The sequence below is a fragment of the Priestia sp. JNUCC 25 genome, assembly GCF_053667915.1.
In genome coordinates this window covers 1497774-1513553 of the sequence record NZ_CM132211.1, presented here as the reverse complement: position 1 = coordinate 1513553, position 15780 = coordinate 1497774, and the positions used below count along the sequence as shown (strand labels likewise).

18 protein-coding genes are annotated in these 15780 nt (G+C 38.8%); 6 read left to right on the top strand and 12 right to left on the bottom strand.

All coding sequences use genetic code 11. From position 1 onward, the window contains the following. Positions 1 to 63: 63 nt before the first annotated feature. Positions 64 to 705 (bottom strand): 3-hexulose-6-phosphate synthase, encoded by a 642-nt coding sequence (gene hxlA / locus JNUCC25_RS07735; RefSeq protein ID WP_013056245.1) that lies wholly within the window; start codon positions 703 to 705, stop codon positions 64 to 66. A gap of 201 nt (positions 706 to 906) precedes the next feature. Then, a complete protein-coding gene (locus JNUCC25_RS07730) occupies positions 907 to 1272 on the bottom strand; it encodes a winged helix-turn-helix transcriptional regulator (protein ID WP_013056244.1) in 366 nt (121 codons plus the stop codon). Positions 1273 to 1436: 164 nt separating this feature from the next. On the opposite strand from JNUCC25_RS07730, the gene zwf reads away from it, so the two are divergent. Continuing rightward, positions 1437 to 2951: a glucose-6-phosphate dehydrogenase gene (zwf, locus tag JNUCC25_RS07725; RefSeq protein WP_078081641.1), complete on the top strand. Its 1515-nt coding sequence runs from the start codon at positions 1437 to 1439 to the stop codon at positions 2949 to 2951. Positions 2952 to 3103: 152 nt separating this feature from the next. Here zwf and JNUCC25_RS07720 read toward each other — a convergent pair whose 3' ends face one another. The 6 genes from JNUCC25_RS07720 to JNUCC25_RS07695 all read right to left on the bottom strand — a co-directional run bounded on the left by JNUCC25_RS07720 (position 3104) and on the right by JNUCC25_RS07695 (position 8818). Beyond that, positions 3104 to 3352, bottom strand: a complete 249-nt coding sequence (locus JNUCC25_RS07720; protein ID WP_013056242.1) for a hypothetical protein — start codon at positions 3350 to 3352, stop codon at positions 3104 to 3106. Between the two features lie 38 nt (positions 3353 to 3390). Further along, positions 3391 to 3876 carry a PaaI family thioesterase gene (locus JNUCC25_RS07715; RefSeq protein ID WP_013056241.1) on the bottom strand — a complete coding sequence of 162 codons (486 nt, stop codon included), beginning with the start codon at positions 3874 to 3876 and terminating at the stop codon, positions 3391 to 3393. Between the two features lie 139 nt (positions 3877 to 4015). Continuing rightward, positions 4016 to 4858, bottom strand: coding sequence for an aldo/keto reductase (locus tag JNUCC25_RS07710; protein ID WP_029324189.1), 843 nt, complete (start codon positions 4856 to 4858; stop codon positions 4016 to 4018). Between the two features lie 117 nt (positions 4859 to 4975). Further along, positions 4976 to 6220 carry a Bcr/CflA family efflux MFS transporter gene (locus tag JNUCC25_RS07705; RefSeq protein ID WP_078081640.1) on the bottom strand — a complete coding sequence of 415 codons (1245 nt, stop codon included), beginning with the start codon at positions 6218 to 6220 and terminating at the stop codon, positions 4976 to 4978. Between the two features lie 206 nt (positions 6221 to 6426). Beyond that, positions 6427 to 7614, bottom strand: coding sequence for a methionine gamma-lyase (gene megL, locus JNUCC25_RS07700; RefSeq protein ID WP_013056238.1), 1188 nt, complete (start codon positions 7612 to 7614; stop codon positions 6427 to 6429). Positions 7615 to 7768: 154 nt separating this feature from the next. Further along, positions 7769 to 8818: an NAD(P)/FAD-dependent oxidoreductase gene (locus JNUCC25_RS07695; RefSeq protein WP_029324186.1), complete on the bottom strand. Its 1050-nt coding sequence runs from the start codon at positions 8816 to 8818 to the stop codon at positions 7769 to 7771. Positions 8819 to 9006: 188 nt separating this feature from the next. Here JNUCC25_RS07695 and JNUCC25_RS07690 point away from each other — a divergent pair, with 188 nt between their 5' ends. The 4 genes from JNUCC25_RS07690 (at position 9007) to JNUCC25_RS07675 (ending at position 12818) form a co-directional block, all read left to right on the top strand. After that, the gene (locus JNUCC25_RS07690; RefSeq protein WP_013056236.1) at positions 9007 to 9801 is read left to right on the top strand and encodes an ABC transporter ATP-binding protein; all 795 of its coding nucleotides are present in this window, start codon (positions 9007 to 9009) and stop codon (positions 9799 to 9801) included. Beyond that, complete coding sequence (locus JNUCC25_RS07685; RefSeq protein WP_029324185.1) at positions 9802 to 10722, top strand: iron-hydroxamate ABC transporter substrate-binding protein; 921 nt, start codon at positions 9802 to 9804, stop codon at positions 10720 to 10722. A gap of 81 nt (positions 10723 to 10803) precedes the next feature. Beyond that, positions 10804 to 11814, top strand: a complete 1011-nt coding sequence (locus JNUCC25_RS07680; protein WP_029324184.1) for a FecCD family ABC transporter permease — start codon at positions 10804 to 10806, stop codon at positions 11812 to 11814. Beyond that, positions 11811 to 12818: a FecCD family ABC transporter permease gene (locus tag JNUCC25_RS07675; RefSeq protein WP_454223042.1), complete on the top strand. Its 1008-nt coding sequence runs from the start codon at positions 11811 to 11813 to the stop codon at positions 12816 to 12818. The genes JNUCC25_RS07680 and JNUCC25_RS07675 overlap by 4 nt, the downstream gene beginning before the upstream one ends. Before the next feature lie 112 nt (positions 12819 to 12930). Here the strand turns inward: JNUCC25_RS07675 and JNUCC25_RS07670 are convergent, their stop codons facing one another. Beyond that, entirely contained in the window at positions 12931 to 13098 is a 168-nt protein-coding gene (locus JNUCC25_RS07670; protein WP_013056232.1) for a YfhD family protein, read from the bottom strand. Between the two features lie 128 nt (positions 13099 to 13226). Here JNUCC25_RS07670 and ytzI point away from each other — a divergent pair, with 128 nt between their 5' ends. Next, the gene (ytzI, locus tag JNUCC25_RS07665; protein WP_013056231.1) at positions 13227 to 13361 is read left to right on the top strand and encodes a YtzI protein; all 135 of its coding nucleotides are present in this window, start codon (positions 13227 to 13229) and stop codon (positions 13359 to 13361) included. Between the two features lie 31 nt (positions 13362 to 13392). On the opposite strand, the gene JNUCC25_RS07660 is transcribed toward ytzI, so the two are convergent. From JNUCC25_RS07660 to JNUCC25_RS07650, 3 genes are all read right to left on the bottom strand, one after another. Further along, complete coding sequence (locus JNUCC25_RS07660; RefSeq protein ID WP_013056230.1) at positions 13393 to 13590, bottom strand: helix-turn-helix domain-containing protein; 198 nt, start codon at positions 13588 to 13590, stop codon at positions 13393 to 13395. A 45-nt stretch (positions 13591 to 13635) separates the two neighbouring features. Next, entirely contained in the window at positions 13636 to 14055 is a 420-nt protein-coding gene (locus JNUCC25_RS07655; protein ID WP_013056229.1) for a MarR family winged helix-turn-helix transcriptional regulator, read from the bottom strand. A 71-nt stretch (positions 14056 to 14126) separates the two neighbouring features. Further along, positions 14127 to 15752: a DHA2 family efflux MFS transporter permease subunit gene (locus JNUCC25_RS07650; protein ID WP_140456698.1), complete on the bottom strand. Its 1626-nt coding sequence runs from the start codon at positions 15750 to 15752 to the stop codon at positions 14127 to 14129. Positions 15753 to 15780 lie beyond the last annotated feature (28 nt).

Sequence of the window (15780 nt, the reverse complement as noted above, 5' to 3'; positions counted from 1 at the left end):
ATCTTCTTTTTAAACCATTTACCGATTAATTAATTTTGAAGGCCTAAATACTTTTGCTTATTTTTAGACCAAAGTTGCTTGTTTGACTACTTTTTTCATTTCTTCTGCAACGTTTCTTTTGTCTTTTTCACTTGTAATCCCCCCGCCTACAATCACAAGATCAGGCTGTGACTGCACAACTTCAGGAAGTGTATTCAGTTTAATGCCTCCTGCCACCGCTGTTTTTGCATTTTTCACAACTCGTTTAATCGTTTGAAGCTGCTCGAACGGGGTTTCTCCTTCAGCTTGAAGATCATACCCTGTGTGTACACAAATATAGTCAACACCGAGTGCATCGACTTCTTTTGCACGTTGTTCAAGGTTTTTTACATTAATCATATCAACAAGAATTTGTGTTCCTTGTTTTTTGGCCTCTTCTACAGCGCCTTTTATAGTCGAATCATCAGTAGCGCCAAGAATGGTAATAATACTAGCACCCGCTTCAGAAGCTTTCATTACTTCATAAGCACCTGCATCCATAATTTTCAAATCAGCTAATACCTTTAAAGACGGAAAGGCTTCCTTGATTTCTTTGACTGCTTTTAGCCCTTCGTTAATCACAACTGGAGTTCCAATTTCTACAATATCGATATACTCTTGAACCTCCTGCACTACTTCTTTTGCCTCTGAAATATTTACAAGATCCAATGCTAATTGAAGTTCCATACCTACTTCACTCCTTCATTAAATGGGGTTGTCTAGCATGAATTCATTGTAAAACCGTTACTTTCAAAAAAAAAGTAGGCACTTTTAAAACATATAGTCACTAAAAATATACTATGGACGCTTCAATGCAGCGTATCATTCGTATTTATGTTAGAAAATTCTGAATAATAAGTGTAATTTTATCCTTTTCAACAAAAGATTTTAACCCATATGGCTGGAATTATTCATTTCAGGCTCTATAACGGTTTCCATATAATTTTTTCCCCACTCATCCATGCTCTCAAGGATGGGCATCAAGCTTCTCCCGTGTTCAGTCAAGGAATATTCAACTTTTGGAGGGACAACCGGATAGACTTTTCGGTGAACGATTTGATCTTCTTCTAATTCTCGCAGCTGACTTACTAACATTCGCTGAGTAATTCCCGGCATCATGGACTTTAACTCCCCAAATCGTTTCGTCCCTTCTTTTCCTAGGTGCCACATAATCAACATTTTCCACTTGCCTCCAATAATCGTTAACGTTAATTCCTTTTCACAGTTAAACGTTTTGCTAAAAAGTCTGCTCAATCCTTTTTCCTCCCTTTTTATGCGTAATAGTATAGTTTTAGACACTATATGAAAATAAAGTGTCTACTTATAAAGGAAAATTGTACCTGCTATACTGTAATCTGTAAAGGTGGTAAAAGACTATATTCACTGCAATAGACCGTTAAAATAAAGGAGGAGATCAATTGGGCAGTGTAGCTCGTTCACGTGATAATTGTCTCAAGTCTCATTCACCACAAGCGTTAGAAGTGGATTCCATGACCTTTATCTTATTTGGAGCAACAGGAGATTTAGCTAAAAGAAAAATTTTTCCTGCGTTATATAATTTATTTTTAGATAAAAAGCTGCCTTCTTCCTTTTCTATTGTTGGTACGGGTAGAAGCAACTGGTCTGATGATGCCTTTCAAATATATGTAGAAGAATCAGTAAAGACTTTTTCAAGGCGCTTTAGCCAAGGTGAATCCAAGATAAAAGAATTTCTTAAGACAGTTCGCTATCATAAAATGGATGTTACCAATAGTGATGGATATGACCAGTTGCTGCATGCTATTCAAGAAGGCGAAGCAGAATTAAATATTCCTGAAAATCGTCTTTTCTATTTATCAGTGGCTCCTGAATTTGTAGACGTTATTGCTTCAAATATAAATAGCGGCGGATTGGGATCTACAAAAGGCTGGAAACGCCTTATTATCGAAAAGCCTTTCGGACACGATTTACAATCTGCTCAAGTGTTAAATCAAAAGCTTACTGAAACGTTCAATGAAGAAGAGATTTATCGTATCGACCACTATCTGGGAAAACCAATGATTCAAAATTTGGAGGCTCTAGCATCTGCAAACCCTATTTTACAAGCACTATGGAATCATCACTACGTTGCAAATGTCCAAATTACAGCTAGTGAAACAGTTGGTGTAGAAGAAAGAGCGCATTACTATGATCAGTCCGGTGCAATTAGGGATATGTTCCAAAACCATATGCTTCAAATGCTTATGATGACTGCCATGCAGCTGCCAAAGACACTTAACATCGCAAAGACTCGCCAACAAAAGATAAAAATTATGAAAAGCCTTCGCCCTCTACAAAAAGAGTTTATCCATTCTAACGTCATAAGAGGTCAATACGAAGCGGGAAAAATCCAAAATCGTTCCGTTATAGGATATAAAGATGAGCCCGACATCAATGCTGCTTCCGTTAATGACACATTTATAGCAGTCCGGGTATGGATTGATCATGAGCTTTGGAAAGGAGTTCCTTTCTATCTTCGCACAGGAAAAAGAATGAGTAAAAAATGCACGCGTATCGTCATTGAATTTAAACATCCTTTAAAGGATGTTTATACAGACGAAGAAGTTATTCCCAACCTTTTGGTTGTCGAAATCAGCCCAAATGAAGGTATATCACTGCAATTAAACAGCAAAAACCCTTTGAATGACAATAAAATCGAACCGATTTTTATCAATTTCTCAACAAATCAAAAAGAAGTACCCGAAGCTTATGAACTGCTGTTATTTGATGCTTTACAGGGAGACTCCACATTTTTTGCTCATTGGGAAGAAGTTGAATTATCTTGGAAATGGGTGCAACCTATTTTAGAAGTTTTTAATGATGAACGCTTTCCTCTTCATTTTTATCCTGCGGGTACGATGGGACCAGCAGCTTCAAATCATTTGTTAGAAGACGACGGGTTTAAGTGGTGGTGATTACTTTTAATCTCGTTAAAAAGAGGCTGGGGTAAAAGTATTTTATTTGAAGAAAGATCCGAACGATGAAGCGAGATTCTTGATGGAGAATCCAACTCGTTCGGATTTTTTCATTGTGGTCGTAAGCGTAGGTTTACTGTATGTAGTTGCTTCTAGTTGTTCGTCTCTTCTTTATTTAATATCAGCCATTTGATTTTTCGATCTCGCTCTTTTCTTTCTTGTTCATCAACCAAATCATATTTCTTCAGCAAATGAAACATCTCGTTTAATGTTGTTTGCGAAGGATTTCGTACGAGAAACTCATGAAATAACGAGCGAATATCTTCTGGCAGCCATTGTGACTGCGAGTTAAACTTCTGCTGTACATCTTCTACCGAGTGGTCTAAATTACATTTACCCATACCTTTTCCTCCCTTTTTATGTAACTGTTTTGCATTTTTTAGTCTTCTTTGCGTTTAAACGTACTTGGCATAACAACTGCCACAACTTCTCCGGTCGCAACAATGATGTCACTCGCGTATACTTCTGTTTTAACTCTCCATTTCTTCGGGTGAATTTCTTCAACCGTTCCTATCGCTTTTAGTACTTCACCCTGTGGCGTTGGTTTTTTAAAATCTACGTGGAGAGAACCGGTAACAAACCGCGGCGGCTCTGCTGAATCTCCTATTTCGTAGCCATTTTTACGGTATAGAGCAAGAGATGCAGAGCCTGTTCCATGGCAATCAATCAGTGATGCAAGAAGTCCGCCATAAACAAATCCTGGTATAGCTGTATGTTCAGCCTTAGGTGTATAAAGGGTAATAGTTTTTTCTCCTAGCCATCCTGTGCGAAAATGATAGCCGTCCTGGTTTAATCGGCCGCAGCCGTAACACCATGCAAAATCATCCGGATATTCGTCTTGAATCGCTTTTACTACTTCTTCCATGGTTCACCACTCCTTTTTTCGGAATATTTTAACACATTTTCTCCTACAATCGTTAGAACTAAACGGACTATTTTCACTCTTAAATAATGAAAAACCATAGAATAAAAGCCTCACTTAAAAAATAAGTGAGGCCTTATAGTTAAAATTCTTCATAAGCAGCGGGGTCTTGATTATTAAGTCTTCCATCCTCGCGGTTCAATTCTGAAATCATATTCATCTCAGTTTCATCTAAAGAAAATGAAAAAATAGATATGTTTTCAAGCTGCCGCTTGCGAGATGACGATTTTGGAATTGAAATCGCCCCTAGCTGATAATGCCATCGCAAAATCACTTGTGAAACTGTCTTATTATGACGGTCGGCAATTTGTTTAATTGCTTCATTTTCTAAAACAGCACTTGCTCGCCCTAGTGGACTCCAAGATTCAATTTGAATGTTTTTCTCCTGATACCAATTTCGATATTGATGTTGATTAAAAAAAGGATGCAGTTCTATTTGATTGATACTTGGTAAAATGCCGGTCTCTTTTTCCAAGCGCTCAACATGCTCGGGAAGAAAATTGCAAACACCAATTGAACGAATCAAGCCCCAGCGCTTCGCATCAATCAATGCTTGCCAAGCTTCTACATAATGATCTTGTTTAGGATTAGGCCAATGAATAAGATACAAATCATAATAGTCTAAATTCGCGCGATATAAAGATTCTTGGATGGTAGGAATTGCTTTGTCATACGTATGGTATCGCCCTGGGAGTTTAGACGTAACGAATAGTTCTTGTCTAGAAACCGGCGTTCTTCGAAGAGCTTGGCCCACGGTGCCTTCATTTTCGTAATTATAAGCCGTATCAATTAGACGATACCCTACATCAATCGCACTCGTTATAGCGTTGACTCCTTCATTTCCGTTAAGTTTGTATGTACCAAAGCCTATAGCAGGCAAGGTTACCCCGTCATTAAGGGTTATTTCAGGAACTACTTTACTCATTATTATCCACTCCTTTCGATCATGCCCTAAGGTTAGCATATATTATCCAATACTTGAATAAATTTGCATCACTCATTTTCACAAAGGAGTGATGCTTTCAAACAATCAAAAAAGTGATTACGGAGAAACTTCCGTTTTAAACTCGTTAACGTCGCACTTTTCTGTTTCTTTCTTGTTTTTAGTTAACGTAAAGAAAGCTACAAAACCCAAAAGCGCCGTACTAAATAAAATAGCAGCCATCGGAATCGCTGTGGTTTCGTTAATACCCACTAAAGGAGAAACAATTGATCCTAAAGTTAGTGGAAGCATGCCTAACACGGCACTCGCACTTCCTGCTCTATGTCCTTGATTTTTCATTGCCAATGTCACCGAGCCTGTGATCGTCATTCCTATAGAGATCATGTAAATAAAAATGGGAATAACAATCGTAGCCAGCGGCCCTTTAAGCATGGTCATGATAAGAAGTACGCTAGTAGCACTTACAGCCGTAATCACGGCAATGCGAAGCAGGCTTCTTTCATGAAGAATTCCGCTAAAGCGCCCAATAATAAAGCTTCCAGTCACAATGGCCAAGCCGTTAATCCCAAACAAAATGCTAAAAACTTGCGGAGAAACATGGTAGATCCCTTGATAGACAAATGGAGTGCCTGATACATAAGCAAAGCTTCCTCCGTGGACCAGTCCGACAATTAAGGCATAACCAATAAAAGAACGGTCTTGTAATAAACTGCCCATTGTGCGAACGGAATGACCAATTGAACTTGGCGTTCTATTTTCAATTGGCAAAGTTTCTTTTAAACGCATTGAGATTGTTAAAACAATTAAAAGACCTATTAAACTTAAAAACAAGAAAATAGTATGCCAACTTGCAAAAGGAAGAAGTAAAATAGCACCTCCGGCCATTGGTGCTATCATTGGTGCAAAGGCATTGATAACCATTAACAGAGCAAAAAACTTCGTAAGCTCTCTTCCACTAAAAACGTCTCTGACAATGGCTCGAGAAAGAACAACTCCTGCCGAAGCCGTAAACCCCTGCAAAAAGCGTGTGATAACTAAAGCCGTGATAGTAGGAGCCAGCGCACAGAGCAATGACGATAGCATAAATAAAGAGATGGAAATGAGTAAAGGTCCTTTTCTTCCCTTCGCATCACTGATTGGACCAATCACGATTTGACCAACGGCAAGGCCTAGTAAACACGATGTTAAACTAAGCTGAACAAGTGAAGCTCGCGCATCTAAATGATCAGCAATAGCAGGAAAACTTGGCAAATACATATCGATATTAAGCGGACCTAATATCGCAAGCGTGCTGAGAAGAAACGCCAATCCTAGACGTTTTTTCCCAGTTGGATTATGAAGCATAATAGCAGAGCACCTTCCTTACCTAAATATTGTATTTTCACAGATAACCTTTAGTCTATTGAAAGGCATCTCTTCTGTCTAGGACATTTGTCTAAAGATGTAGGTAAAGTTCCACTCGCAAAAAAGGATGTATGAGTGATGACATACGGTTGATATTCAAAAAACAACGCTTGAAATATCCTTAAGATACTTCAAGCGTTGTTTTTTTATATACTATCTAATGCCTGCTGTAAATCTCTCATAATATCTTCCCATGCTTCCAGTCCAACTGATAAGCGAAGGAGTTCGTTTGAGATTCCCATTTCTTTTCGAGCTTCTTCCGGCACAACTGCATGCGTCATCGAGGCAGGATGCTGAATAAGTGTTTCAGCATCTCCAAGACTCACCGCAATGGAAATGAGCTTAAGCTGATTAACCACTTTTACGGTTTCTTCATAACCTCCTTTCACTTCAAAGGAGAGAAGCCCCCCTCCTTTTTTCATTTGCTTTTGCATGAGAGAATAAGCAGTGCTCTTTTTATCACCTGGATAATAAACGGCTTTCACCTTGGGATGGAGACTTAATTGTTTTGCGATATATTCAGCATTTTCACAGTGACGATCCATTCGAACGGCCAGCGTTTTTAAGCCTCGGAGTAACAGCCAAGCATCAAACGGTGAAAGAATGCCTCCGATATCTTTTTGCGTCGTTTTGCGCAGTACGGAAATAACCTCTTCGTTCCCTACTACAATTCCCGCGACAACATCTCCGTGTCCACCAATAAATTTTGTTGCGCTATGAATGACTAAGTCGCATCCAAGCTTCAGCGGCTGCTGCAAATAAGGAGTTGAAAAGGTATTGTCTACTACCACAGGAATTCCTTTTTGTTTGGCGATAGAAGTAACTAACTCTAAATCTACTAAAGTCATAGTCGGGTTAATCGGTGTTTCAATATAAATACATGCTGTATCTTTTCTGATAGCAGCAAGAATTTCTTCCTCAGTTTCCAAGTTGGAGAAAGAATGACGGATTTGATATTTTTCCTCAAGCATTTCTAAGAGACCAAACGTGCATCCATACACTCCTTTAGAACACAAAATATGATCGCCTGCTTTTGTAAGTCCAATCAATACAGCCGATACTGCAGCCATTCCCGATCCAAATGCCAAAGCGGCTTCTCCTTCTTCAAGCTGTGCCATACGCTCTTCTAAAATGGTGATCGTTGGATTAGATAACCGGGAATATACATAACCATCTTCTGCTCCGCTAAACCGGTTTGCACCTTGTTCTAGAGATGAAAATGTAAATGTAGACGTTTGATAAATAGGCGGAGCTAAACTATCAAAATGATGTTTTGATTCATACCCTGCGTGAATGGCTTTTGTTTCAAACTGATATTTCTCTTTTTCGTTCATACGACTTCCCCCTTATGCAAACAAGCGCTGTGTCATCTTTAAAAATGTAAGCGTTTTCTTTTATTATATTTCTCTTTTCTTTTTTCGTTCCCTTCCTCCTTACTTAGATAATTCTACCGTAGAGAAAGAAGCGACATGCACCCTGCATCTCGCTTTACTTCATCATTTGTTTAATTAGTGTTGAATTACGCTTTTTGAATACTTCATTGTGAGAAGAAACCATAGCTGTCTTAGCCGCAGAAGGCTGAACGAATTGTTTTGCTTTGTTTACGGCATTAGCAGCATCTTGAAAAGCACCCGTAATTAAATGGACTTTCCCTTCGTGCATGAGAATATCTCCCGCTGCATATACGCCTTCTACAGACGTTTCGCTTGCTGCATTACCTGCGATGTAATAGTCATCAATGGTTTTGATATGTAGTTTACTGTTTTTTAACAGCTCTGTATCTCTTTCATAACCGTGATTAATGATAACTTCTTCAACCGGCAAATAAGAAATCTCACCGGTTTGATGATTAGTCAGCTCAACTGTTTCAATAAATTCATGCGTCGCATCAGCCACTAATTTTGTAATAGATGTGTTAAGCAGACAGTGAGCTGAACTGTTTATTAATTGTCTCACCTGTGCTTCATGACCAGTTAGTTCACTGTTTCGATACGTAATATATACCTTTTCAGCAACGGGCTCTAGCTCATTTGCCCAATCAATGGCTGAATTACCTCCTCCGGAAACAATCACCGTTTTATTTTTAAAATGCTGCAGAGATTTAACCGTATAGTTTAAGTTTGTTACTTCAAATCGTTCTGCCCCTTCGATTTTGAGCTTTTGCGGATTTAAAATACCTCCTCCCACAGCAAGGATAATCGTTTTAGAGTAATGATGTTTCCCTGAAGAACTCGTCAGCTGGAAAATACCATCTTCTAAGCGGGAAATGGAGTCAACTTTCTCATTTAAAACAACAGTTGGAGCAAACGTCAGCCCTTGTTCAACAAGCTGTTCAATAAGCTTCGCACCAGTAATAGGAGTTTGGCCTCCGACATCCCAAATCATTTTTTCAGGATAAACGTGAAGCTTTCCGCCTAGCTTTGGCTGATATTCAATTAGCTTTGTTTTCATTTCTCTTAGTCCACTATAAAAAGTCGAGTAAAGGCCAGCCGGCCCCCCTCCTATAATTGTCACGTCAAACAGTTCGTTTTTTGTCATAAACATCCACTCCTTGCAATTAATCGTTATTGATTATCATTCTCATTTGAATATACATCTTCTTCACCGTTTTGACAATAAAAATAACTATTGACATCTGAAAACGTTCGAATTATAGTATGTAAAGTAAACGACATTGATAATCATTATCAAGTATCGTTGTATTAAACGCAAACGGAGGGGCAAATATGGTTCGCCTATATACAGAGAAATTACATATTAGTTATGGTGAACGTCTAATAGTTAAGAATTTAAGCGTTAACATTCCAGACAAAAAGATTACCACGATTATTGGTTCAAACGGATGCGGCAAATCAACGCTTTTAAAAGCCATCACCCGCATTATTTCCCATCAATCTGGCTCCGTCATTTTAGATGGCGAAAACATTTCAACAGAACATACAAAATCACTCGCTAAAAAAATGGCGATTCTCCCTCAGACACCAGAAAGTGCCAGCGGCCTAACTGTTGGAGAACTTGTATCTTATGGGCGATTTCCCTATCAAAAAGGTTTTGGGCGTCTATCGAAAGAAGACTATAAAATGATTGACTGGGCGCTTGAAGTAACCGGAACAAAAGATTACAAGTTTCGTCCCGTTGACTCTCTTTCAGGCGGTCAGCGCCAGCGAGTGTGGATTGCGATGGCTTTAGCTCAAGAAACCGATATTATATTCCTCGATGAGCCTACTACCTACTTGGATATGGCTCATCAGTTAGAAGTACTTGAACTCCTGCAAAAACTAAACAAAGAGCAAGAACGTACAGTTGTAATGGTGCTTCATGATCTAAATCAAGCCGCTCGCTTTGCGGATTATATTATCGCTTTAAAAGATGGAGAAATTGTCAAAGCCGGAAAATGTGAAGAAGTCATTACGCAGGACGTTCTAAAAAAAGTGTTTCATATCGACGCTGAAATTGGGCGGGATCCGAGAACAAATAAACCAATGTGCATCACATATAACTTATTAAGAGGAGATAACTAAATGAAAAAATTACTGCTTCCATTCATGCTTATATTCGTACTACTTATTAGTGCCTGCAGCAACGGTTCAACTGAAAGTAAAAATGATTCTAGCAAAAACAGCGAATCCAAGACGATCACATATCAATCTGAAGACGGCCCTGTAAAAGTTCCGGCTAATCCGAAACGTGTTGTTGTTTTAGGTTCCTATGCAGGTAACGTACTTTCTTTAGGTGTTAACATTGTCGGAGTGGACTCATGGTCTAAAATGAATCCCCGCTTTGAAAAGAAATTAAAAGGCGTCGAAGAAGTATCAGAGGAAAATTTAGAAAAGATCATTGAATTAAAGCCTGACTTAATTATTGGCTTATCTACTACAAAAAACATTGATAAATTGAAAAAAATTGCCCCTACTGTCACGTATACATACGATAAAGTAGATTACCTTACTCAGCATGTAGAAATTGGAAAGCTATTAAATAAAGAAAAAGAAGCACAATCATGGGTAGACGACTTTAAAAAGCGTGCGGCAAAAGCTGGTTCTGACATCAAAGCTAAAATTGGCGAAGATGCCACGGTTTCAGTTATTGAGAACTTTGACAAACAGCTTTATGTGTTTGGGAATAACTGGGGACGCGGAACGGAGATTCTTTATCAAGAAATGAAATTAAAAATGCCGCAGAAGGTAAAAAAAATGGCTTTGAAAGATGGGTACTATGCAATTTCACCGGAAGTTCTTCCTGAATATGCCGGAGATTATTTAATCTTTAGCAAAAACCAAGATGGAGATACATCATTTGAGAAAACAGATACGTACAAAAATATTCCTGCTGTAAAGAACAATCACGTATTTGAAGCAAATGCAAAAGAATTTTATTTTAATGATCCAATCACACTAGATTATCAACTAGATTTCTTTACTCAAAAATTTCTTGGTAAGTAATTCATTCAAGAGGAATTCTTTTTAGGATTCCTCTTGCTTTGTGTTACTAAATTTATTCTCACATGAAAAGATGGGTGTTTTATGAAAAAAGACAATCAGCGTTTCATTCCCTTTTTATATAAATTAATAGGTATGCTGTTCGTATTCATCACAATGTTTGTTTCTTCAATGGTTTTTGGCGCTGCTGATATATCTATAAAAGATGTGTGGTTAGCACTTTCATCAAGCACTGTAAACGAACACATCTCGATCATCCGGGATATTCGTTTACCCCGTGAAATCGCCGCTGTTTTTGTTGGCGCTGCTTTATCCGTATCAGGAGCAATTATGCAAGGTATGACAAGAAACCCTCTTGCAGATCCAGGACTCTTAGGGCTAACGTCTGGCGCAAATGCGGCTTTAGCTGTAACAATTGCCTTGATCCCTTCTATAAATTATTTGGGTATTACGATTGCTTGCTTTATAGGAGCCGGGGTTGGCGCAATCCTGGTGTTTGGAATTGCTGCTATAAAAAGAGGAGGATTTTCTCCGCTTCGAATTGTACTAGCGGGGGCTGCCGTTTCAGCATTTCTATATGCCATTGGAGAAGGCTTCGGTATTTATTTTAAGATTTCAAAAGATGTATCCATGTGGACTGCTGGCGGAATTGTAGGCACTTCTTGGGAACAGCTTCAAATCATCGTTCCTTTTATTGTCGGCGGTATATTCATTGCCCTTTTGCTTTCTCGGCAGCTTACTATTTTGAGCTTAAATGAAGAAGTCGCTGTAGGGTTAGGCCAGCAAACAACAAAAGTCAAAATCATTTTATTTGTCGTCATGATTCTTCTTGCCGGCGCTTCTGTTGCGCTAGTCGGAAACATGGTGTTTATTGGCTTGATGATTCCTCATATTGTACGAGGAATCGTAGGAACCGACTATCGTTATATCATCCCTATGTCCGCTATCACTGGCGCAGCGTTTATGCTGCTTGCTGATACATTGGCTCGAACAGTAAGTGCTCCTTATGAAACACCGATAGCAGCAGTTGTATCGATGATTGGTTTACCTTTCTTTTTAGTCATTGTTCGTAAAGGAGGAAAAGCATTCTCATGATTCACCCAGTGCTTATTAGAAAACAACGAATAATTATGATGCTGCTCACTGTTTTGATTCTTGGAACGGTTGTGATAGGAATGGCGCTCGGTGATGCACCCCTTCCTTATAATAAAGTGTTTCCTACTCTTTTTGGCAAAGGTGATTTTGCAGATGAGTTCGTCCTTTTTTCAATTCGACTTCCGCGCATTATCATCACGCTTCTAGCAGGAATGGCTCTAGCTTTATCAGGAGCTATCTTACAAGGTGTTACGCGCAATGATTTAGCGGAACCTGGGATTATAGGAATTAATTCAGGAGCAGGAGTCGCAATTGCTGTATTCTTTTTATTTGCCCCAATTGAAGCTGGTTCTTTCGTCTATGCCCTTCCGCTAGTAGGGTTCATCGGTGCCTTGTTTACAGCTAGTCTCATCTATCTTTGTGCATATAGTAAAAGCCAAGGACTGCAGCCTGTAAAGCTTATCTTAACAGGCGTAGGTTTTTCGATGGCTCTTTCTGGAATGATGGTGATGATTATGTCATCAGCTGATCGCGCTAAAGTTGATTTTATTGCTAAATGGATTGCAGGGAACATCTGGGGGACAGACTGGCCTTTTATATGGGCTCTTCTACCTTGGCTTCTTGTCTTGATTCCTTTTATATTGTACAAAGCAAACTCATTAAACATTTTTAATTTAAATGAAGCTGCAGCTATTGGAGTCGGCATTTCTATGGAGAAAGAACGTATAACATTGCTTTTAGCCGCGGTTGCATTAGCGGCAGCGGCAGTTTCAGTGACGGGCGGCGTTGCTTTTATTGGACTTCTTGCTCCTCATATTGCTAAAGGCTTAGTGGGACCGAGAAATCAGCTTTTTATTCCCGTCGCTATTTTACTTGGCGGTTGGCTTTTGCTGATTGCAGACACAATAGGACATAATATTGCCGATCCTAACGGTGTACCAGCAGGAATTGTCGCCGCCGTAATCGGTGCTCCTTATTTTGTTTATTTGCTTTTGAAAAAATAACAAACGAGGCTGAGAGATAACAACATTAATCCAATCTAAAAACGAACAACTAATCAAAATGTTTGATTAGTTGTTCGTTTTTCACTTGGGCCAAAATACTTTTATCCCAGCCTCAGTTATTATTTTTTTGTCTTTCATCTGCAGCGTTCGCTCTAGCCTGTGCTTCTAAATCGGCTTGGTCTGCTAATTCACGAGAAAACTCTTCGTCTACTCCATCTGCTTTAGATGCAGGATAATCCGCTACCTTTTTTAATTGTTTTTTCAACTCTTTTTCATTCATTATAAACACTCCTTTATTCTAGACTGTTATTAGTATGCGTTTGTCATTTCTGCACTATGTGGGGAAAGAAGGAATTTTACTAATAAGACCGAAAGCATACATAACGAGAAAAAGAAAGGATGGTTTAGATGATTGTCATTATTACGCTCTCTATTATCATTGTATTTGTTATTTTACTGCTATGCGTAATTACTACTTCGAAAGCTTATGATTACAAACATACCGTAGATCCTCTTACAAAAAAACAAGACGAAAAAAAGTAGGTGCGCTCGTTTCACACACCTACTTTTTGTATTAGCTCTGCAGTGTTTTTAAATCATGATCATTCAATTGAAATGCTTGTTTAATTTTGTCCTCCAAGTTTTTTGTTACTCTTCGCTTACCCACTTCAACCAGTGCAATTAAAGAAAAACTGCAGTTCACCGCTTGAGCAAAGCTGCGCTGATTCATATTGTAGTTTTTCCGAATGTTTTTTACCATCTCTTTATCCATTTACACTCACTCCGCTTAACTCAATATACTTTTGTCTATTCAAGTTCAAGTCACATGTTCATCTAGCTGCCGACAGAGCGTAAGAAAGTGCTGCTGTTCTTCTTCTTTATAGCATGCAAACAGTTTTTCAACTTCTTGCTGCATGTCTTTCTCAGCAGCTCGAATGACTTGTTTCCCCTTGTTTGTAAGTTCAATCATAACTTTACGCCGATCATCTTTTGAATGGTAGCGCTCCACAAGATTCAGTTCATACAAACGTGTAATCGATGCTGTGATAACGCTTGGACTCGCCTTCATTTCGTCTGCCACTTTGGTAACAGGTATTGTATGTGATCGTTCAACAATCAGTAAAATATGATATTGAAAAGGGGTAATTCCGTAATGCTGTAAAAGACTTTTTACATTTGTCATTACTTTTTTGTTTAAAGATATTGAAATTTTTTGAATTTCTTCACCAAATATCATTGGATCCATCCACCTCACCGCCCCTTTCTCTCTAACATGTCTTATGATGAACGTTAGATTTCTATAGCTCCTTATGAATTTATACTTTTGGGAGCTGGAAGCATACGAATATCTTCCTCTTGAGCTTCTGATTTCTTTTCTTCGACTACTTTATCTTTACGTACGTCACGAAGGAAGAAGCTTAAAATCAAACCGATAACAGAAATCGCTGTTGCCCAGTAGAAGGCATCGTTAATACCTTGAATCGTACCTTGCTGCGTCATTTTTCCAGATAAAATCGTGAGCGCTTGCTGCTGAGCTTGATCTTGTGATAAATGCAAAGTAGCGGCCACTTTTTTGACGAATAAATGAAAGCTATTCATAAAGAATGGATCTGACGTATTCATGGAACTGCTGATTTCATTTACATGATACGTTGTACGGTTCGTAAAAATCGTCGTCATCAAACTAATACCAATTGAACCACTTACTTGACGAAGCGTATTAGACATTGATGTTCCGTGACTGCTTAGTCGCTGCGGAAGCTGATTTAAACCGGCTGTCATAATCGGCATCATTAAAAGTGACATACCAAACGAACGGATAATATAAATCCCTAAAATATGATTAAACGGTGTATCCATCGTCAGCTTCGTAAATTCAAACGTTGAAATAGATGTAATGAGCATACCAACGATTGCTAGCGGACGAGGTCCCACTTTATCAAACAATGTACCTGAAATTGGCGACATAACCAGCATAACAAGTGCTCCAGGAAGTAACAGGAGTCCTGAATCAAAAGCAGAATAGCCGCGGATGTTTTGCAAGTAAATTGGAAGTAAGAACATACCTGCGTACATACTGATTGTAATTGCAATACTAATAATATTCGATAATGAAAAGATATTATATTTAAATACCCGCATATCCAACAGCGGCTTTTCAGATTTAATTTGCTGAAGGACAAATATAATTAACAGCACTGCCCCGCCAATGATTGTAGAAAGAACAACTGGATCCGTCCAGCCGTCATTTCCAGCTTCACTGAATCCATAAAGCAATAACCCCATACCTGCAAGTGATGTCACAACAGAAGGCATGTGTACTTTTACATCTTTTGGAGGCTGAATATCTTTTAATTGAAAGAAAGCAATAATCAGTACAATGGCACCTAATGGCACCATGCCGTTAAAAAGGATGTGCCAATCATAGTTTTGAATAACCCATCCAGATAAAGTTGGACCAATAGCCGGTGCGAACATCATGGCCAATCCAAAAATCCCCATCCCTTTTCCTCTCATGTGAGGAGGGAAAATAAACACAATAATAGTCATGACAAGAGGCGATAAGACACCTCCGCCAATAGCTTGAATTAAACGGCCCGTAAGCATAATGGGAAACGTAGGTGCAATTCCGCAAATCAATGATCCTACTGTAAAACAAAACATTGCAAATAAGAACAAGCGACGTACACCAAATCGTTCAATTAAAAAAGCTGAAAGCGGAATTAACGCCCCGTTCACAAGCATATATCCAGTTAACAGCCACTGAGCTGTATTTGCCGTTACGCCAAACTCAGTAATCAAATGCGGGATGGCTACGTTTAGTAACGTTTGGTTTAATATTGCAAGAAACAAACCAAGCATTAAAACAATTAATAGCGGAATATGCTTTTTGATGGATCCATCACTTGTGTTTTCTATACTGGCTGTCATCATATTTCCTCCCTTCTTGAACTGTTGTAGT